The organism is Symbiopectobacterium purcellii, from assembly GCF_052050035.1.
Taxonomy (GTDB): Bacteria; Pseudomonadota; Gammaproteobacteria; order Enterobacterales; family Enterobacteriaceae; genus Symbiopectobacterium; species Symbiopectobacterium purcellii_A.
Genome location: NZ_CP189882.1, coordinates 4,120,536 through 4,139,204 on the forward strand (window position 1 = coordinate 4,120,536; position 18,669 = coordinate 4,139,204).

Annotated in this window: 17 protein-coding genes and 3 pseudogenes; 7 read left to right on the forward strand and 13 right to left on the reverse strand. The window is 51.2% G+C overall.

Annotated elements, in window-relative coordinates; genetic code table 11:
- Positions 1-247 precede the first annotated feature (247 nt).
- The 3 genes from ACQGXV_RS28080 (at position 248) to ACQGXV_RS28090 (ending at position 2,386) form a co-directional block, all read left to right on the forward strand.
- The gene (locus tag ACQGXV_RS28080) at positions 248-613 is read left to right on the forward strand and encodes an IS630 transposase-related protein (RefSeq protein WP_440862584.1); all 366 of its coding nucleotides are present in this window, start codon (positions 248-250) and stop codon (positions 611-613) included.
- Positions 614-771: 158 nt separating this feature from the next.
- The gene (locus ACQGXV_RS28085) at positions 772-1,983 is read left to right on the forward strand and encodes an IS256 family transposase (protein WP_440862551.1); all 1,212 of its coding nucleotides are present in this window, start codon (positions 772-774) and stop codon (positions 1,981-1,983) included.
- Positions 1,961-2,386: a transposase gene (locus ACQGXV_RS28090; RefSeq protein WP_440863854.1), complete on the forward strand. Its 426-nt coding sequence runs from the start codon at positions 1,961-1,963 to the stop codon at positions 2,384-2,386. The genes ACQGXV_RS28085 and ACQGXV_RS28090 overlap by 23 nt, the downstream gene beginning before the upstream one ends.
- Positions 2,387-2,523: 137 nt before the next feature.
- Here ACQGXV_RS28090 and ACQGXV_RS28095 read toward each other — a convergent pair whose 3' ends face one another.
- The 5 genes and pseudogenes from ACQGXV_RS28095 to moeA all read right to left on the reverse strand — a co-directional run.
- Positions 2,524-2,718, reverse strand: a complete 195-nt coding sequence (locus ACQGXV_RS28095; protein ID WP_440863855.1) for a hypothetical protein — start codon at positions 2,716-2,718, stop codon at positions 2,524-2,526.
- The gene (locus tag ACQGXV_RS28100; RefSeq protein WP_440862551.1) at positions 2,696-3,907 is read right to left on the reverse strand and encodes an IS256 family transposase; all 1,212 of its coding nucleotides are present in this window, start codon (positions 3,905-3,907) and stop codon (positions 2,696-2,698) included. Before ACQGXV_RS28100 ends, ACQGXV_RS28095 begins: the two co-directional genes overlap by 23 nt.
- Positions 3,908-3,957: 50 nt before the next feature.
- Entirely contained in the window at positions 3,958-4,536 is a 579-nt protein-coding gene (locus tag ACQGXV_RS28105; RefSeq protein ID WP_440863856.1) for a transposase family protein, read from the reverse strand.
- Positions 4,537-4,656: 120 nt separating this feature from the next.
- A complete protein-coding gene (locus ACQGXV_RS28110) occupies positions 4,657-4,938 on the reverse strand; it encodes a hypothetical protein (RefSeq protein WP_440863858.1) in 282 nt (93 codons plus the stop codon).
- An 81-nt stretch (positions 4,939-5,019) separates the two neighbouring features.
- A pseudogene (gene moeA, locus ACQGXV_RS28115) lies at positions 5,020-6,159 on the reverse strand (molybdopterin molybdotransferase MoeA); the annotation flags it as partial.
- 350 nt (positions 6,160-6,509) lie between these two features.
- Here moeA and ACQGXV_RS28120 point away from each other — a divergent pair.
- From ACQGXV_RS28120 to gsiD, 4 genes are all read left to right on the forward strand, one after another.
- On the forward strand, positions 6,510-8,420 hold the full coding sequence (locus ACQGXV_RS28120) for a dipeptide ABC transporter ATP-binding protein (protein ID WP_440863859.1): 1,911 nt from the start codon (positions 6,510-6,512) through the stop codon (positions 8,418-8,420).
- Between the two features lie 27 nt (positions 8,421-8,447).
- The gene (gene gsiB, locus ACQGXV_RS28125; protein ID WP_440863860.1) at positions 8,448-10,007 is read left to right on the forward strand and encodes a glutathione ABC transporter substrate-binding protein GsiB; all 1,560 of its coding nucleotides are present in this window, start codon (positions 8,448-8,450) and stop codon (positions 10,005-10,007) included.
- Between the two features lie 134 nt (positions 10,008-10,141).
- Positions 10,142-11,062 (forward strand): glutathione ABC transporter permease GsiC, encoded by a 921-nt coding sequence (gsiC, locus tag ACQGXV_RS28130; protein ID WP_440863861.1) that lies wholly within the window; start codon positions 10,142-10,144, stop codon positions 11,060-11,062.
- 9 nt (positions 11,063-11,071) lie between these two features.
- Positions 11,072-11,977, forward strand: coding sequence for a glutathione ABC transporter permease GsiD (gene gsiD / locus ACQGXV_RS28135; protein WP_440863863.1), 906 nt, complete (start codon positions 11,072-11,074; stop codon positions 11,975-11,977).
- A 61-nt stretch (positions 11,978-12,038) separates the two neighbouring features.
- Here the strand turns inward: gsiD and ACQGXV_RS28140 are convergent, their stop codons facing one another.
- The 8 genes and pseudogenes from ACQGXV_RS28140 to bioA all read right to left on the reverse strand — a co-directional run bounded on the left by ACQGXV_RS28140 (position 12,039) and on the right by bioA (position 18,537).
- On the reverse strand, positions 12,039-13,736 hold the full coding sequence (locus ACQGXV_RS28140) for an NAD-dependent malic enzyme (RefSeq protein WP_440863865.1): 1,698 nt from the start codon (positions 13,734-13,736) through the stop codon (positions 12,039-12,041).
- Positions 13,737-13,916: 180 nt separating this feature from the next.
- Positions 13,917-14,804, reverse strand: a complete 888-nt coding sequence (gene cdd / locus ACQGXV_RS28145) for a cytidine deaminase (RefSeq protein WP_440863866.1) — start codon at positions 14,802-14,804, stop codon at positions 13,917-13,919.
- A gap of 189 nt (positions 14,805-14,993) precedes the next feature.
- Positions 14,994-15,569 (reverse strand): annotated as a pseudogene (locus tag ACQGXV_RS28150) (CidB/LrgB family autolysis modulator).
- Between the two features lie 135 nt (positions 15,570-15,704).
- Positions 15,705-16,139, reverse strand: a complete 435-nt coding sequence (locus ACQGXV_RS28155) for a transposase (RefSeq protein WP_440867583.1) — start codon at positions 16,137-16,139, stop codon at positions 15,705-15,707.
- Positions 16,063-16,428 (reverse strand): IS630 transposase-related protein, encoded by a 366-nt coding sequence (locus tag ACQGXV_RS28160; RefSeq protein ID WP_440862584.1) that lies wholly within the window; start codon positions 16,426-16,428, stop codon positions 16,063-16,065. Before ACQGXV_RS28160 ends, ACQGXV_RS28155 begins: the two co-directional genes overlap by 77 nt.
- An 82-nt stretch (positions 16,429-16,510) precedes the next feature.
- Positions 16,511-16,693, reverse strand: a pseudogene (locus ACQGXV_RS28165) (LrgB family protein); the annotation flags it as partial.
- Entirely contained in the window at positions 16,693-17,103 is a 411-nt protein-coding gene (locus ACQGXV_RS28170; RefSeq protein WP_440863867.1) for a CidA/LrgA family protein, read from the reverse strand. The gene ACQGXV_RS28170 and the pseudogene ACQGXV_RS28165, both read right to left, overlap by 1 nt.
- Positions 17,104-17,244: 141 nt before the next feature.
- Complete coding sequence (gene bioA, locus ACQGXV_RS28175; protein ID WP_440863869.1) at positions 17,245-18,537, reverse strand: adenosylmethionine--8-amino-7-oxononanoate transaminase; 1,293 nt, start codon at positions 18,535-18,537, stop codon at positions 17,245-17,247.
- Positions 18,538-18,669 lie beyond the last annotated feature (132 nt).

The window sequence follows — 18,669 nt, forward strand, 5'->3', positions numbered from 1 at the left end:
TTCTCTGTAAATGCATTCTAACTAAAGAAGATGTAAATCAAACGGTTAAATTATTCAACAAAGCCGTCAAGGACTAATTTGGCGGTTTCACATTTAAATTCAGCAGTAATTATTTTACTCATTTTGGCACCTATAAAAATTATGAGGTAAGCATATCACCTCTACTTAGGTGGCCAAATTCAGTATGCCACTACACTTATCGTGCGCTTTTATAGCTAAACGACTTAATTTTGATTACATTATTTAAATGAGCTATTCAATTGATTTTAGACGTAAAGTGATATCCACACGGAAAAACGAAGGGTTGAGTATCCGAGAAACAGCGAAGCAATTTCGGATTGGCCCTGCCTCTGTATCGCGTTGGATTAATCAAATAGAGTCAAAAGCATCGACCACGCGTCAGCGAAAGATCGATAAATCCGAGTTGATAAAAGATGTTGAACAATATCCAGATGCTTACCAAAAAGAACGTGCAGAGCGTTTTGGCGTTTGTCAGAAGGCCATTTGGCAAGCGCTTAAAAAGCTGGGATTGACCTATAAAAAAAACTCTACGTCATCCGAAAGCCGACGAAAACGCCCGGCAGGGATTTCAACAAAAAAAACAACAGTATGAAAAAGAAGGTAAACCTATTGTTTTTATTGATGAAAGTGGTTTTTCACACGATACCCCACGGACTCACGGCTATTCCCCAAAAGGTCAACGGTGTTTTGGAGACTGTAAAATAATCTGTGTAAATGGCATTTTGAGGAAAACCTTCAAAGGATAACAAAATGCCTATCAGCAACGAACTTATTGACCAACTGCTTCAAGATTGTCACTCCCCTCAGGATCTGCTGGGTGAATCAGGCCTACTCAAGGTGCTGACTAAAAGACTGGCGGAACGGGTTCTTGAAGCTGAGATGGAGATGCACCTTGGGTATGCTAAGCATGACCCGGCTGGTAATCATTCAGGCAACTCACGCAATGGCAAGACATCCAAGAGCGTACGTAGCCAAAATGGGGAGATCGAGCTCGATATTCCGCGCGACCGCAACAGTACCTTCGAGCCGACACTGATCGGTAAGCACGAAAAACAGCTTAACGGCTTCGATGACCGCATTATTTCTCTCTATTCCAGAGGGTTATCAACCCGTGATATTCAGGCACACTTTAAAGAAGTCTACGGGGTCGATGTTTCCGCTGGCTTCATTTCTCAAGTGACCAATGCTGTGATGGATGAAGTTAAGCGCTGGCAGCAACGGCCGCTGGATGCGCTTTATCCCATTGTTTACCTTGACTGTATTGTTGTCAAAAGCCAGGACGGCGGAGCCGTGGCCAACAAGTCTGTTTATCTGGCCCTCGGCGTCAACGGCCAGGGCGAAAAAGAGCTGCTGGGGCTATGGATAGCCAAAACTGAGGGGGCCAAGTTCTGGTTATCTGTGATGACAGAACTGAAAAATCGTGGGCTAAAGGACATCTTCGTCGCCTGCTGCGATGGCCTGAAAGGCTTTCCTGATGCCATTGAAGCTGTTTACCCGCATACGCGGGTACAGCTCTGCATTGTGCATCAGGTGCGGAACTCGCTGCGCTACGTCGGCTGGAAAGAGCGTAAGGCCGTTGCTGCTGACCTGCGCACCATCTATAGTTCCGCAACGCTAGAGGGCGCTGAAGAGGCCCTGGATGCCTTCGCGGCCAAATGGGATGAACAGTTCCCGACGATCAGCCCGTCGTGGAGAAATAATTGGGAACGTCTCATCGTCATTTTTGACTTTCCGCCGGAGATCCGCAAGGTTATCTACACCACCAACGCGATAGAGTCGTTAAATGCTTCATTGCGCAAGATAACGAAAACGCGACGAATATTTCCAACGGATGACTCGGTGATAAAATTACTCTATCTAGCCTTGCATAATATCTCTGCTAAATGGACCTTGCCAATCAGAGACTGGAAACCTGCTATGAGCCAATTCATGTTGATGTATGGAGAACGAATCTCCGGTTAAGCAATGGAGCCATTTACACAAAATTCTTTACAGACTCGTGTTTGGCCTGAAGAACTGGGGAGCTAGGGGAAGAACAAATGTTATCGGCGCTTTATTAGGCACAACGCTGTTTGCTATCGGATTATTTGATATCAATATTAACAGCGATGTTTTCTATGCCTGGGTCACACAAGTCCTTATCCCAGTACTCCCTAAAAACAGTGTAATCATGATGGACAATGCCACTTTTCACAAAAAACATAATATTCAACAAGTCATCATCGATGCAGGGTATATGGTGGAGTATTTGCCTACATATTCGCCAGATCTTAACCCAATTGAGCATAAATGGGCACAAGCAAAAAGCAAAAAAAGAGAGATGGGTTGCGATACAGAGAGTTTGTTCTCAGTCCATATGGTGTAATCAAAATTAAGTCGCTTGGCTATAGTGCTTTGATCCGGCGATCCCCTGAAAGTTCGATTTATTCAACAAAGCCTTGCGGAACTATAAGCGTGTTGCTTAATAGTGAAATAAGGGTGTTTCGGTGATTGAAGTAAATTTTACGCTGTTCTGAGATGGAAATTCCAAAGACCGGCGCTAAGGAGTAAGAAGGTATCATCAATAAAGGGTCTACGATTCCGTAAAATTTGGGTCATGCAACCGAGGCGCTTGATACCCGCGATGGCGTGTTCAACGAGTCTGTAAAGAATTTTGTGTAAATGGCTCCATTGCTTAACCGGAGATTCGTTCTCCATACATCAACATGAATTGGCTCATAGCAGGTTTCCAGTCTCTGATTGGCAAGGTCCATTTAGCAGAGATATTATGCAAGGCTAGATAGAGTAATTTTATCACCGAGTCATCCGTTGGAAATATTCGTCGCGTTTTCGTTATCTTGCGCAATGAAGCATTTAACGACTCTATCGCGTTGGTGGTGTAGATAACCTTGCGGATCTCCGGCGGAAAGTCAAAAATGACGATGAGACGTTCCCAATTATTTCTCCACGACGGGCTGATCGTCGGGAACTGTTCATCCCATTTGGCCGCGAAGGCATCCAGGGCCTCTTCAGCGCCCTCTAGCGTTGCGGAACTATAGATGGTGCGCAGGTCAGCAGCAACGGCCTTACGCTCTTTCCAGCCGACGTAGCGCAGCGAGTTCCGCACCTGATGCACAATGCAGAGCTGTACCCGCGTATGCGGGTAAACAGCTTCAATGGCATCAGGAAAGCCTTTCAGGCCATCGCAGCAGGCGACGAAGATGTCCTTTAGCCCACGATTTTTCAGTTCTGTCATCACAGATAACCAGAACTTGGCCCCCTCAGTTTTGGCTATCCATAGCCCCAGCAGCTCTTTTTCGCCCTGGCCGTTGACGCCGAGGGCCAGATAAACAGACTTGTTGGCCACGGCTCCGCCGTCCTGGCTTTTGACAACAATACAGTCAAGGTAAACAATGGGATAAAGCGCATCCAGCGGCCGTTGCTGCCAGCGCTTAACTTCATCCATCACAGCATTGGTCACTTGAGAAATGAAGCCAGCGGAAACATCGACCCCGTAGACTTCTTTAAAGTGTGCCTGAATATCACGGGTTGATAACCCTCTGGAATAGAGAGAAATAATGCGGTCATCGAAGCCGTTAAGCTGTTTTTCGTGCTTACCGATCAGTGTCGGCTCGAAGGTACTGTTGCGGTCGCGCGGAATATCGAGCTCGATCTCCCCATTTTGGCTACGTACGCTCTTGGATGTCTTGCCATTGCGTGAGTTGCCTGAATGATTACCAGCCGGGTCATGCTTAGCATACCCAAGGTGCATCTCCATCTCAGCTTCAAGAACCCGTTCCGCCAGTCTTTTAGTCAGCACCTTGAGTAGGCCTGATTCACCCAGCAGATCCTGAGGGGAGTGACAATCTTGAAGCAGTTGGTCAATAAGTTCGTTGCTGATAGGCATTTTGTTATCCTTTGAAGGTTTTCCTCAAAATGCCATTTACACAGATTATTTTACAGTCTCTGTTCAACTGTAATACGGATGCCCGAGATTATTTTATTTTCTTGTTTTTGTTCAGGCGATAAAGGTCTTTTTCGAGTTCCTTTTTTTGGGATTTGTGTATTAGGATGCTGTTTATCTATACCTTGAAAACCGGTATCTGCCCAGATGGTTACCTCAGGAGGAATATGGCGAATTATATCGACTTTATCGAGTAAGCGTTTATGGTGACGGCGCCCACTTTTGCTCATGGGGATAAATCCAATTTGCCTTGTTTCGTCAGTCATAATAAGCCCTTTTCGAGTGGTCTGTCTTTTCTTTCCCGAATACATTTTTTTTCGCCGACGCAGATTCTTAGGCTTTTGGACAGGTCGCTCTGTCCCATCAATAAAGACGTCTTTAACTCCAGGAAAGGCGCGAAAAAATTCCTCAGCAGAGCGAATTTGACGAGCGGGCAAAACACATTCTCGCCCCAAGGTCATCTCTAAAACCGGCAATAATATTTTTACCCAGCGACATACCCGTGTTCTATCTAAACCGGCTTTGTTGAATAATTTAACATGCTGATTTACATAATTATTATAACACTTCAACAACTAAGTTTTCCAGCCGTAATGCTTTTTATTGTGCTAACTACTTGATTTGTCGTTCTAACAAAATACAGTCTCTGTACATGCATTCTACCTAAAGAAGATGTAAATCAAACGGTTAAATTATTCAACAAAGCCATCTAAACCAAAAAGAAGTCCTTGCAAATCATAGGTCGGATAACATTTTAAATACAATAAAATAAAAAGCAGTTTATCTAATGGGGTTGGGATAAATCCTTTCTGCCCTGCACCCATCTGCCGCTCGTGATCTTTTCGATTCTTTTTCCGATAAGTCAAATAACAAGCTGAAAATTCAGCGGCTAAATTTTTCAATTCTTCGACTGATAATCCAATGATTGCTTTACATAAACGATTATCTCGTAACAACCGCTCTTTGTTGATCATTTCAAACCTTTATTCTCTAAGTTAAACCTCTTTTTATTCTCAATAGCCTGACAAAAAATGCAAGTCTCTATTCAGCAACTAGTTTAATGAGCTGAAAATGTGCGAGCCCTGATGGCCTGTGGCCCTGACTTCCAACTCACCGAGATCATTTCGGCTAACAATACCGCGTTGAAAATCGAGGCGACCGGGGGTTTTCTTCAACGCAGAGGCTGCTTTCACCCGCTGGCGCGGCGGGAAGTGCCACTGGCTGTGGCCAGAAAGCTGTGCGATGAGCGGTTGCACCAATTGATAGAAGGTGACGGCAGCAGAGACCGGATTACCGGGCAGGCTGCAGAACCAGGCCTGACGCAGTTTGCCGAAGGCGAACGGCTTGCCGGGCTTTATCGCCAACTTCCAGAAATGGATGTTACCCAAATCGTCCAGAATCTGTTTGGTGTAATCGGCTTCTCCCACTGAAACGCCACCGCTGCTGATGACCAAATCGGCCTCGCTGTCGGCGCGTTGAAACGCGTCGCGTAGGGCTGCCGGATCGTCGCGGATAATGCCGAGATCGAGAATATCGCAGCCCAGTTTTTCCAGCATCAGGCGCACGGCAAAACGGTTGGTGTCGTATATCTGCCCAGCCTGTAATGGCTGACCGATACGCTGTAACTCATCGCCGGTAGAAAATATAGCCACGCGCAGGCGACGCATTACGGTGACCTCAGGCACACCCAGCGATGCCAGCAGCGGCAAACGGGCTGGCCCCAATGCGCAGCCCGCCGCTAGGACGCGCGCGCCGCGCTGAATGTCTTCACCTGCCAGACGGATATTTTGTCCCGCCTTCGCGGGGTGCGTGAAGCGTACGCCGTTAGCCTCTGCTTCAGCGTATTCTTGCATGATAACCGCCTCTGTCCCCGGCGGAACCGGTGCACCGGTCATGATGCGGATACAACTTCCTGCGGGCCAGTCACCCACGAACGGGTTACCGGCAAACGCTTTCCCCGCCACGGGCAGCAGTGCATCACCCTGTGCCAGATCTGCCATGCGCACGGCATAGCCATCCATCGCGGCATTGGCAAAGGCGGGCACGTCGAGAGGGGAGGTAATGTCGGTGGCGGTGATGCGGCCCGCAGCCTGCTCAAGCGCGACGGTTTCGGTCTGCGCCAGCGGTGAAACCAGCGCCAGCATACGTTGCAGCGCTTGCTCAAGCGCGAGTAAACCTGAAGTAAATGCTTCCATGATGACTCCATTCGCCGACGTCTTTGCGTCGGGAGATCGGGCAAAACGCGATACAGTGCACTGGGATTACGCCAGCCAAGTGATCGCTATTAAGTCAGAGAACACTCTGCGGGTGAACGTGACAACGTCAAGGTTATGGCAGGAAAGTGCGTCATCAGGGAGTAACACGCTTTAATACTGAACAGGTATAGACGGAATGATTATGTGCTGTACGCAATGTTATAAGAGACATATTTTATTCATTGCACGGCAGTTTTATGCTAAACCTCCCTCAGTGTGCTAAATAAAACTAAAACCGTTTTTCATACGGACTGGTTCTGCTGCAAGTTAAACAAGGAGAGACATCGTTCATGATATCCCATGCGCCCGTGCGTGAAGCGACTGATACTACACTGATTCTGCCCGAACAGCAGATTCTGTCAGTGCGGTCACTGGGCGTGCGTTTTCACGCGCAGCGGGAGCCGGTATCGGTGATTCACGATCTCTCGTTAACGGTGGCTCGCGGTGAGACGTTGGCGATCGTTGGTGAATCCGGTTCCGGTAAATCGGTCACGGCGTTAGCGATCATGCGTTTGATCGAGCAGGCTGGCGGCGATATTCATCACGGTGAGATTCTGTTTCGCCGTCGTAATGGCCACATTCTGGATGTCACAACCGCCAGCCAGCGTGAGATGCGTCGTTTACGCGGTGCGGACATGGCGATGGTATTCCAAGAGCCAATGACCTCGCTTAACCCGGTGTTTCCGGTGGGGGAGCAAATTGCTGAGTCCATTCGCCTGCATCAGGGCATGTCTGCGCGAGACGCGAAGGCAGAGGCGTTGCGCATGCTGGATCTGGTAAGAATTCCGGAGGCGAAAAGCGTGCTGGGCCGTTATCCGCACCAGCATTCAGGGGGTATGCGCCAGCGTATCATGATTGCCATGGCTCTCTCCTGCAAACCCACCTTGCTGATAGCCGATGAACCGACCACCGCGCTCGACGTCACTATTCAGGCACAAATCTTACAACTGATTCAGCTATTGCAGCGTGAAATGGCGATTGCCGTGATTTTCATCACCCATGATATGGGTGTGGTAGCGGAAGTGGCCGATCGCGTGTTGGTGATGAATAACGGCCACTGTGTCGAAACCGCCGGCGTGAGCGAGATATTTGCCACGCCGCAGCATCTGTATACCCGTGCATTGCTGGCGGCAGTACCGACGCTAGGCGAGATGCGCGGGCGTAGCGAACCGGCACCGTTTTCACTGTATCTCAGCGATGCCTCAGTGCAGGCAATGGTCCCGCAAGCCCCGGCCAGCCGGACACCGGCGAGTCTACCCGAACCGTTGGCACCCGTGTTGCAAGTGCGTGATCTGGTCACGCGATTTCCGCTGCGCCGGGGAATACTCAACCGCGTTACCCATCAGGTACATGCGGTGGAGCACATCAGTTTCGATCTTTACCCCGGCGAAACGCTGTCGCTGGTCGGGGAGTCCGGCTGTGGAAAATCGACGGCCGCGCGCGCCTTGTTGCAACTGGTGCCGAGCCAGCGGGGCACGATCACCTTTGCCGGTGAACGCATTGAAGGTCTGGGCAGCGAGGCGCTGCACCGGATACGCCGCAATATTCAACTGATTTTTCAGGACCCGTATGCCTCGCTGGACCCTCGTCTGACGGCAGGGTTCTCGATCATGGAGCCGCTGTTGGTCCACAAGGTGATGGATAAACAGGCCGCTGAAGTGCGGGTGGCGCAACTGCTCAAGCGGGTGGGGCTGCTGCCAGAGCATGCCGGACGCTATCCGCATGAGTTTTCTGGTGGGCAGCGCCAGCGCATATGCATTGCGCGCGCACTGGCGCTAAACCCCAAAGTGGTGATCGCCGATGAGGCGGTCTCAGCGCTTGATGTCTCGATCAGAGCACAAATCGTCAACCTGATGATGGAATTGCAGCAGGAATACGGTATCGCGTTCCTGTTTATTTCTCACGATATGGCGGTGGTGGAGCGTATCAGTCACCGCGTTGCTGTGATGTATTTGGGGCAGATTGTGGAAATCGGCCCGCGTCAGGCGGTGTTTGAGAATCCTCAACATCCTTATACCCGTAAACTGATGGCAGCAGTACCGATCGCCGATCCGGGCCGCCGCCATCACCGGCATGCACTGCTGGCGGATGATATACCCAGCCCTGTTCGGGCGCTGGGCGATGAACCAACGATCGCACCGCTGATCGAGGTGGGTGAACGGCACTATGTGGCTCACCATACGATTGCGGGTGCTTATTGACAGAGGATACAGGGAGATACGATCACAATGACACTTTTGACTCGCGTTAATCTGCTCACTGCCAAACGTGCGGGGGCGCTGGCAGTGGCGGCAGCCTTGATGGCGTCTGCACCGGCCTGGGCGGCGAAAGATGCTGTAATTGCTGTGGCATCCAACTTCACCACGCTCGATCCCTATGATGCCAACGACACCCTGTCACAAACGGTGGCGAAATCATTCTATCAGGGGCTGTTTGGCTTCGATAAGGACATGAAGTTAGTCAACGTGCTGGCCGAAAGCTATCAGGTCAGCGACGACAACCTGACCTATACCATCAAACTGCATACCGGTGTGAAATTTCATGACGGCACCGATTTCAATGCACAGGCGGTGAAGGTAAACCTCGATCGCGCCAGCAATCCGGAAAATCGCCTGAAACGTTATAACCTGTTCAAGGTGATTGCCAATACAGAAGTGGTGGATCCGCAGACGGTAAAAATCGTGCTTAAACAGCCGTTCTCGGCTTTTATCAACAACCTGGCACACCCTGCTGCGGTGATTATTTCACCTGCCGCATTGCAACAATACGGTAAGGACATTGGTTTTCATCCGGTGGGTACTGGCCCTTACAAGTTTGTCACCTGGAACCAGACGGACTATGTGAAAGTGGAGAAATTCTCCGGTTATTGGCGTGCCGGGCTGCCCAAACTCGACAGTATTACCTGGCGTCCAGTCGTGGATAACAACACCCGCGCCTCGCTGCTCCAGACCGGCGAAGCGCAGTTTGCGTTCCCTGTGCCATTTGAGCAGGCCAAGGTGCTGGAGAAAAATGATCAACTGGCGGTGGTGACATCGCCTTCTATTTTGCACCGTTATCTCAGCTTCAATGTCACACAAAAGCCGTTTGACAATATCAAGGTGCGGCAGGCGATTAACTATGCCATCAACAAAGAGGCGTTAATTAAGGTGGCATTCTCAGGTTACGCGGTGCCGTCACAGGGACCGTTGCCAAAGAGCATCGATTTTGCCCAGCAGTATCAACCGTGGCCTTACGATCCGGCAAAAGCGCGCGAACTGTTGAAAGAAGCGGGCTACCCGGATGGATTCACCACCACACTGTGGGCATCGCATAACCACAGTACGGCGCAGAAAGTACTGCAATTCACCCAGCAGCAGTTGGCGCAAGTGGGGATTAAAGTGCAGGTTACGGCGATGGATGCCGGGCAGCGTGCCGCCGAAGTAGAAGGTAAGGGCGTGAAGGAGACTGGCGTGCGTTTGTTCTACACCGGCTGGTCTGCCTCAACCGGGGAAGCTGATTGGGCGCTGACGCCGGTGTTTGCCACGGCGTCTTGGCCACCGGCGCTGTTTAATACGGCGTTTTACAGCAGCGAGCAGGTGGATGCCGATCTGGCGAATGCGTTGAAGACTACCGATCGTGCGCAGAAGGAAAAACTGTATAAAGACGCGCAGGACAAAATCTGGGCGGATGCCCCTTGGGCGTTTTTGGTGACGGAACAGCTGGTTTCAGCTAACAGCAAGAAACTGAGTGGGTTCTATGTGATGCCTGATACCGTATTCAGTTTTGATGAGGCTGATTTGGCGCAATAAGTGGCGCTGGGTTTTCTCGGCCGCGTAATAGACGCGGCTGAGAACCTGGTCGTTTTCGTGTTGCCGTCGCGCGAGGAACAAGGCGCGGCGAACGCTATGCCATACAATGAAACAAGAAGGATAATCATGTTGTTATGCTAAATTATTTCCTCAAACGACTGCTGGGCATGATCCCCACCTTGCTGATTGTGCTGGTCGTGGTGTTTATGTTTGTGCACCTGCTGCCGGGCGATCCTGCTCGCCTGATGGCAGGGCGTGAGGCTGATGCCGCCGTGATTGCCATGGTCCGGCAGGATTTAGGTCTGGATAGACCGCTCTACGAGCAATTCTGGCGCTTTTTCACCCATGTGTTACAAGCGGATCTGGGCACCTCAATGGCCTCTAAACGTCCGGTCACCAATGAGATTGCAATCCGTTTTTTGCCGACGCTGTGGCTCACCTTAACCAGCATGGTGTGGGCGGTTATCTTCGGCATGAGCATCGGTATGATTTCCGCTATCTGGCGCAATCGCTGGCCGGATCGGCTGGGGATGGCGCTTGCGGTATCTGGCCTGTCATTTCCATCGTTTGCGTTGGGGATGCTGTTGATGCAGGTCTTTTCCGTTGAGCTGGGTTGGTTACCCACCGTCGGTGCGGAGAGCTGGCGTCACTGTATTTTGCCCTCAATCACCCTGGGCGCTGCCGTTGCCGCCGTGATGGCGCGTTTCACGCGCGCCTCCTTTGCCGATGTGCTGCAAGAAGACTACATGCGTACCGCACGCGCTAAAGGGGTCCGCGAATTTTTGGTCATCACCAAACATGGTCTGCGCAATGCGCTGATCCCGGTAGTGACGATGATGGGCCTTCAGTTTGGCTTTTTGCTGGGCGGGTCTATCGTGGTGGAAAAAGTGTTTAACTGGCCGGGGTTAGGGCGCTTGTTGGTGGACGCGGTGGAGATGCGCGATTACCCCGTGATTCAGGGACTGGTGCTGTTGTTCTCACTGGAGTTTATTGTCATTAACCTGCTGGTGGATGTGCTGTATGCGGCAATCAACCCGTCAATTCACTATCGATAAGGAGCCGCGATGAAACATTGGCGACGTAAGGCCGTGCTGGCAACGCTGCCGCTGCTGCGGGAAACCACCATCCGCACTCCGCTCGGTGAGTTTTGGCGACGTTTTTTATTGCAGCGCACCGCCGTGATGGCGGGCGTGTTTGTGGTGCTACTTATTGCCGTAGCGCTACTCGCGCCTTATCTGGCTCCGTTCGATGCGGAAAACTATTTCGATTATGACAGTTTGAATGAGGGGCCCTCTTCGCTGCATTGGCTCGGCGTCGATGCGCTGGGTCGCGATATCTTCAGCCGTATTCTGCTTGGCGCGCGTATTTCGCTGGCGGCAGGTATTTTGTCCGTGGCAGTTGGCATGGTTATCGGTACCTTGCTGGGGCTGGTGGCCGGTTACTATGAAGGAGGATGGGATCGGCTGATTATGCGCATCTGCGACGTATTATTTGCCTTTCCGGGCATCCTGCTGGCGATTGCCGTGGTGGCGGTGATGGGTAGCGGTATGGCCAATGTGATTGTCGCCGTGGCGATTTTCAGCATTCCTGCCTTTGCGCGTCTGGTACGTGGTAACACCTTGGTGTTGAAACAGCAAACCTATGTGGAATCGGCGCGTAGCCTTGGTGCCTCCGACAGCACCATTTTATTACGTCACATTCTTCCCGGTACCTTTTCGTCGATTGTGGTCTATTTTTCAATGCGTGTGGGCATGTCGATCATTACGGCGGCTAGCCTCTCTTTTCTTGGTCTTGGGGCGCAGCCACCAACGCCGGAGTGGGGCGCGATGCTCAATGAAGCCAGGGCCGATATGGTGATGGCACCTCACGTGGCGTTGTTTCCCAGTCTGGCGATTTTCCTGACCGTGCTGGCGTTTAATGTGCTGGGGGATGGTTTGCGCGATGCTCTCGATCCCAAATTACGCCCATAGTTCAGCGCAAATAAAAACGGCCCCGGTATCGGGGCCGTTGTGTTTTAGGCAACTGAAACGCTTAGAACGAGGTGCGCTTATAGCTGCGGTATTGCGGTTGCCAGAAGTTGTGCGTAATCGCCTTCGCCAGCGTATCGCTGGAGGTCACTTCTGCGACGCCTTGCAACTGCGCGGCTTTAGCTACGTCCATCGCGATACGGCGAGACACATCCTGAATATCTTCCAGGTCAGGCAGCAAAGCACCTTCCCCGTTGTTGGCCAGCGGCGAACAATCGGCCAAAGCGCGGCTGGCAGCCATCAGCATGCCATCGGTAATGCGCTTGGCACTACAAGCCAGCACGCCCAAGCCAATACCGGGGAAGATATAGGAGTTGTTACATTGGGCAATCGGGAACAGGGTGTCCTTGTGCTTGACCAGCGCAAACGGGCTTCCGGTTGCGACCAGTGCGGCACCGTCGGTCCAGCGGATAATATCTTCCGGACGCGCTTCCACGCGGGAGGTCGGATTGGAAAGTGGCATCACGGTAGGGCGCGCACAGTGGGTGTGCATTTCGCGAATGATCTCTTCCGTGAACAGACCCGGTTGGCCGGAGACGCCAATCAGGATGGTCGGCTTAGCGTTGCGCACCACTTCCAGCAGCGAGATCGCATCGCTGGCAACGTCCCACTCGCTCAGCAGTTCGCTCTTCTGCACCAGTTTGCTCTGGAAATCGAGCAGGTTCGGCAGTTTGTCGGTTAGCAGGCCGAAGCGATCCACCATGAATACGCGAGCACGCGCTTCTTCTTCGCTCAGACCTTCAGATTTCATCTGCGCGATAATTTGCTCCGCGATACCGCAACCGGCGGAACCGGCACCCAGGAAGGTGACCGTTTGATCGCGCAGTTGTGTGCCAGCAGCACGGCTGGCGGCAATCAGGCTGCCCAGCGCCACGGCGGCGGTGCCTTGAATGTCGTCGTTAAAGCAGCAGATTTCATCACGGTAACGGTTTAACAGCGGTGTGGCGTTGCTTTGCGCAAAGTCTTCAAATTGCAGCAACACGTTCGGCCAGCGGCGTTTCACCGCCTGAATAAACTCTTCCACAAAGGCATCGTATTCTTCGCCGGTAATGCGCGGGTGACGCCAGCCCATATAAAGCGGATCGTTCAGGCGTTGCGGGTTGTTGGTGCCCACATCCAGCACTACCGGCAGGGTATAGGCCGGGCTGATGCCGCCACAGGCTGTGTACAGTGCCAGCTTGCCGATAGGAATACCAATGCCGCCGATGCCCTGATCGCCCAGACCAAGGATACGCTCACCGTCGGTGACCACGATCACCTTCACGTTCTGCTTGGTGGCGTTTTGCAACATGTCATCGATGTTTTCACAGTTCGGGTAGGAGATAAACAAGCCGCGGGCACGACGATAAATATCTGAGAAGTGTTCGCACGCCTTACCGACCGTTGGGGTGTAGATGATCGGCATCATTTCGGTCAGGTGTGCGTCCAGCAGGCGGTAAAACAGCGTCTCGTTAGTATCCTGAATATTACGCAGGTAGACGTGCTTCTCCATATCATTTTTGAATTCCTGATACTGACGCCAGGCGCGTTCTGCCTGCTCTTCAATGGTCTCCACGGCTTCAGGCAACAGGCCATGCAGGTTGAAGTTGGCACGTTCTTCATTGGTGAAGGCGCTGCCTTTGTTCAGCAACGGGAATTCCAACAGGATAGGGCCAGCATAAGGGATGTAGAGTGCGCGTTTGCTTTCGTATTCTAATTCCATGACTTTTCTTACTCTTCGGGTAACAGAAACGAATTTAGGTAATGATACGACATGACAGCGCGGATCTTAAATTACCCAAAAAATATGTACAGAAAATGTTAATTAAAATAGTTACACATGACTTGCGTCACAACATTTTGTCAATGCTCCCCAGTTTACTCACCATTTTTGTGCGCTGTATCAGTCGATAAAGTGTTGCTGAACGTCGGTACACCCAGCTTCAGCCAGAATAATTTGCAACATCACCCACTGACTGATGGTGGTATTGCGTGGCTCAACCAGCGCGGCGCGTCGCACGCTGTGAATATCTTCACCGGCCAGATTCATCAGATTCAACGCCACCTGAAGCGGCGGCAGGCTGGGGTTGAACGCCGCATTTTCTGCGTAGCGCCCGGTATACACAGTGCCGCGTTCGGTTTCCAGCGCGACGCCGCTCAACGCATTGCTGTAAGGCGCATGGCTGCGGTTGGCTGCGTCCAATGCTGTCTGCGCCAGCAGATCGGCATAGAGCAGGGTGCGCCCGTGATTGACCTGATCCATCAATAGCGTGGTGATGTTCAGATCCTGCGGTCCAAAGGCATCGGGTAAATAGTGGTGCAGTTGTGCAGGTTCGCGCCCCGGCAGGTGGATGTGCAGCGTGTTTGCCCGGTTCAGTTCATTCATAAACTGACGGCAGTGCCCGCAGGGCGTGTAGTTGACCGTGATACTGGTCAAACCGCGTTCCTGGCGCAGCCAGGCATGCGCGATGGCGCTCTGCTCCGCGTGCAGTGTTTGTTGCAACGGCACGGCGGTGAACTCCATGTTGGCACCAAAGTAGAGATTGCCGCTTTCGCCTTGGGCAACGGCACCCACTTGAAAATGCGAAATAGGGGCAATGGCGCATGCTGCCGCAAGAGGGAGCAAGGCGTAGGCCAACGTCTCCGGCGTCAGATCGCAGTGGGTACACAGGGTCGTTACGTCGTCAGCAAGTAGCATCCCGACAAAGTCAGGGCGTTCAAGTATCGGCAGCAAGACGTGTTGCAGTGTGTCAGAAAGTTGTGCAAAAGGGGCGTGATATCGTGGGTGCATAGCGATGTACTCTTTTTGCCATTATTGTTTGTTGTCAGGGTAAAAAGTAGCCTATCAATAAATTGTGAACAGTATCTCGTCGAACGTGAACCTATTGAAATTAAGATGCATTCTGCGCGATATATCTCAAATTATCGAGCAGAATGCAACGGCGCTGCGATTATCGCGCCGTCTGCATCATCTCTGTCGCTAGTGGAACAGTTGCACCAGCAGCGGAAAGATAAAAGGCGCAATCAGCGAGGTCATTATGCCGAAAATCACCAGAGCCAAAGAGCTGAACGCCCCTTCCTGAAAATCGATCTCGACGCAACGGGCCGTGCCCAGCGCGTGTGATGCCGTGCCCATGGCGAGTCCGCGCGCTGCCTTGGTGCGAATGCCCACGCGATTAAACAGCGTGTGCCCGAACACTGCACCGAGAATGCCGACAAAAATCACACAAACCGCACTAATGGCGGGAATGCCGCCGATGGTGCTTGCGACCGCCATGGCGATGGGCGTGGTTACCGATTTAGGCAGCACTTATGCAGCAATTTCGGGCGTCGCGCCTAACCACAGCGCAATGATCGTACCGGAAATAATCGCTGCCATGCTGCCGATAAAGCAGACGCTGATGATGGATTTCCAACGCGCACGAATTTGATGAAGCTGTTCATAGAGCGGAAACGCTAACGCCACCACTGCCGGCTGCAACAGATCGTTCAGCACTTTACTGGCTTTGTTGAATAATTTAAGATACTGATTTATATAAGCATTATAAAATTTCAACGACTAATTTTTCCTCTCGGAATGCTTTTTATTGTGCTAACTATTTGATTTGTCGTTCTAACAAAATACATTCTCTGTAAATACATTCTCTGTAAATGCATTCTAACTAAAGAAGATGTAAATCAAACGGTTAAATTATTCAACAAAGCCCAAATACTCCACCATATACCCTGCATCGATGATGATTTGTTGAATATTATGTTTTTTGTGAAAAGTGGCATTGTCCATCATGATTACACTGTTTTTAGGGAGTACTGGGATAAGGACTTGTGTGACCCAGGCATAGAAAACATCGCTGTTAATATTGATATCAAATAATCCGATAGCAAACAGCGTTGTGCCTAATAAAGCGCCGATAACATTTGTTCTTCCCCTAGCTCCCCAGTTCTTCAGGCCAAAACACCGTTGACCTTTTGGGGAATAGCCGTGAGTCCGTGGGGCATCGTGTGAAAAACCACTTTCATCAATAAAAACAATAGGTTTACCTTCTTTTTCATACTGTTGTTTTTTTTGTTGAAATCCCTGCCGGGCGTTTTCGTCGGCTTTCGGATGACGTAGAGTTTTTTTTATAGGTCAATCCCAGCTTTTTAAGCGCTTGCCAAATGGCCTTCTGACAAACGCCAAAACGCTCTGCACGTTCTTTTTGGTAAGCATCTGGATATTGTTCAACATCTTTTATCAACTCGGATTTATCGATCTTTCGCTGACGCGTGGTCGATGCTTTTGACTCTATTTGATTAATCCAACGCGATACAGAGGCAGGGCCAATCCGAAATTGCTTCGCTGTTTCTCGGATACTCAACCCTTCGTTTTTCCGTGTAGATATCACTTTACGTCTAAAATCAATTGAATAGCTCATTTAAATAATGTAATCAAAATTAAGTCGTTTAGCTATAACTAAAGAAGATGTAAATCAAACGGTTAAATTATTCAACAAAGCCCACTTTACTGCCCGCGAAGTAGTTTTCGTAAGGGATATTGAGCAGGAGTAATACTGGAATCAGGATAGCCATTGATACCAGCAGCGGGTTTAGCAGTGGCATTTTGCATTTTATGGCCAACTTACGCGCCGCAAAGAAGGTCAGCAAGGTCAGGGGCAATGACCACCAGATGTTGGACAACATCATTTTTTCGCTTCATCATCCGGCGTTTCGTGCGTAGTGATAATGTGTTCACGTTGCATCAACTGCGTGCAAAAGCCAACGACCAGCATCACTACCAGCGTACTGATAAGACATGACACCACGATGGGGCCAAACTGCTTGCTCAGCAGATCATAGTAATTCATGACGCCCACGCCGATAGGCACAAACAGCAGCGCCATATAGCGAATCATTAGATGGCAGCCGGGTTTTACCCATTGCGCAGGAAGGATCTGCGAAGCCAGCAGGGCAAAAAGGATGAGCATACCGATAATGCTGCCGGGAATAGTCAGCGGGAGTAACGCGGATATAGCATTACCTGCGAACAGACACAGATAAATAAGTGCGAAAGCGCGTAAATACTGCCCGCAAAGGATTGTCGTATTACGCATGGGAAGTTCCTGATAAGCTTAGGCGATTATCATAGCGCTAATCAATTTGGTGTGCCACAGATCACAGGTTTTTCCCGCTGACTTTCCCCGCTGTTAGTAAAACCAGTTGTTATTGAAACTGATTGTTATCGAGACTGAGTGTTATTGAAACAGTTCGTGCTGCTGTACGGCGTCACGCAGGGCGCTGTTCAAGCGTGTTAAAGCCTGTTGCGAAATAATATAGGGCGGCATTAAATATAGTAGCTTGCCAAAAGGGCGTATCCAGACACCGCGCTCTACAAAAAAGCGCTGCACGCGCGCCACGTTCACCGGACGTGTGGTTTCCAGCACCCCAATCGCGCCCAGAACGCGCACGTCCGCCACCAACGCGGCATCCAGTAATGGCACTAATTCAGCGCGCAGTTGGCGCTCAATCGCCATCACTTGTGTCTGCCATTCCCCGTTAGCAAGCAACGCCAGACTGGCATTGGCGGCGGCACAGGCCAGTGGGTTAGCCATAAAGGTCGGGCCGTGCATGAAACAACCGGCCTCGCCGTTGCTGATGGTGTCTGCAACGTTACGCGTGGTCAAGGTGGCCGACAGCGTCAGGTATCCTCCGGTCAGCGCTTTACCCAGACAGAGAATATCGGGGGCAATATCGGCATGTTCACAGGCAAACAACTTGCCCGTGCGGCCAAACCCGGTCGCTATTTCATCTGCTATCAGAAAGATACCGTACTGATCGCACAACTCGCGCACACGCTTGAGGTAGGTGGGGTGGTAGATACGCATTCCACCTGCGCCTTGAACCACCGGTTCAAGGATAACGGCGGCGATGTCGTGACTGTGCGTATTCAGTGTATCGCGCAACGGCTGGATATCAGACTCATGCCATTCGCCATCAAAACGGCTACGTGGCGCATCGACAAACAGGTGTTCAGGCAGATACCCCTGATAGAGGCTGTGCATGGCATTGTGTGGGTCACACACCGACATGGCGCCAAAGGTATCACCGTGGTAGCCGTGGCGCAGGGTCAAAAAGCGTGCCCGCTGCTCACCGCGCGCCTGCCAATATTGCAGCGCCATTTTGAGCGCCACTTCCACGGCCACGGAGCCGGAGTCTGCCAGAAACACGCACTCCAACGGCGCAGGGGTGATCGTGACGAGCCGTTGGCAAAGTGCGATGGCTTGAGGATGTGTAATGCCGCCAAACATCACGTGTGACATATGGGCTATCTGCTGCTGTAACGCCTGGTTGAGACGCGGGTGGTTGTAGCCGTGGATCGCCGCCCACCAGGAAGACATGCCATCCACCAGTTCTCGCCCATCGTCCAGTTGCAGGTGATACCCGTGGGCTGCTACCACCGGATAACATGGAAGGGGGTGTGTCATTGAGGTGTAAGGATGCCAGATATGGCGTTGATCAAATTCCAGGTCTGCATTTGAAAGCAACATTATTAATAAACCGTATTGTAAACTAAATAGATACTCATTTAGTTGACAGTATAACGTTGTCATTTACACTTACGCCACATTTTCATGTCGCCGTGGCGGCATGGCACCCTGTTGAACAAAGAGGCCAACCAT

What these genes read in the sequence shown, in the direction of transcription:
- ACQGXV_RS28080 (WP_440862584.1), top strand. Translation starts at nt 248, where the DNA reads ATGAGCTATTCAATTGATTTTAGACGTAAAGTGATATCCACACGGAAA.
- ACQGXV_RS28085 (WP_440862551.1), top strand. Translation starts at nt 772, where the DNA reads ATGCCTATCAGCAACGAACTTATTGACCAACTGCTTCAAGATTGTCAC.
- ACQGXV_RS28090 (WP_440863854.1), top strand. Translation starts at nt 1,961, where the DNA reads ATGGAGAACGAATCTCCGGTTAAGCAATGGAGCCATTTACACAAAATT.
- ACQGXV_RS28095 (WP_440863855.1), bottom strand. Translation starts at nt 2,718, where the DNA reads ATGGAGAACGAATCTCCGGTTAAGCAATGGAGCCATTTACACAAAATT.
- ACQGXV_RS28100 (WP_440862551.1), bottom strand. Translation starts at nt 3,907, where the DNA reads ATGCCTATCAGCAACGAACTTATTGACCAACTGCTTCAAGATTGTCAC.
- ACQGXV_RS28110 (WP_440863858.1), bottom strand. Translation starts at nt 4,938, where the DNA reads ATGATCAACAAAGAGCGGTTGTTACGAGATAATCGTTTATGTAAAGCA.
- ACQGXV_RS28120 (WP_440863859.1), top strand. Translation starts at nt 6,510, where the DNA reads ATGATATCCCATGCGCCCGTGCGTGAAGCGACTGATACTACACTGATT.
- gsiB (WP_440863860.1), top strand. Translation starts at nt 8,448, where the DNA reads ATGACACTTTTGACTCGCGTTAATCTGCTCACTGCCAAACGTGCGGGG.
- gsiC (WP_440863861.1), top strand. Translation starts at nt 10,142, where the DNA reads ATGCTAAATTATTTCCTCAAACGACTGCTGGGCATGATCCCCACCTTG.
- gsiD (WP_440863863.1), top strand. Translation starts at nt 11,072, where the DNA reads ATGAAACATTGGCGACGTAAGGCCGTGCTGGCAACGCTGCCGCTGCTG.
- ACQGXV_RS28140 (WP_440863865.1), bottom strand. Translation starts at nt 13,736, where the DNA reads ATGGAATTAGAATACGAAAGCAAACGCGCACTCTACATCCCTTATGCT.
- cdd (WP_440863866.1), bottom strand. Translation starts at nt 14,804, where the DNA reads ATGCACCCACGATATCACGCCCCTTTTGCACAACTTTCTGACACACTG.
- ACQGXV_RS28160 (WP_440862584.1), bottom strand. Translation starts at nt 16,428, where the DNA reads ATGAGCTATTCAATTGATTTTAGACGTAAAGTGATATCTACACGGAAA.
- ACQGXV_RS28170 (WP_440863867.1), bottom strand. Translation starts at nt 17,103, where the DNA reads ATGCGTAATACGACAATCCTTTGCGGGCAGTATTTACGCGCTTTCGCA.
- bioA (WP_440863869.1), bottom strand. Translation starts at nt 18,537, where the DNA reads ATGTTGCTTTCAAATGCAGACCTGGAATTTGATCAACGCCATATCTGG.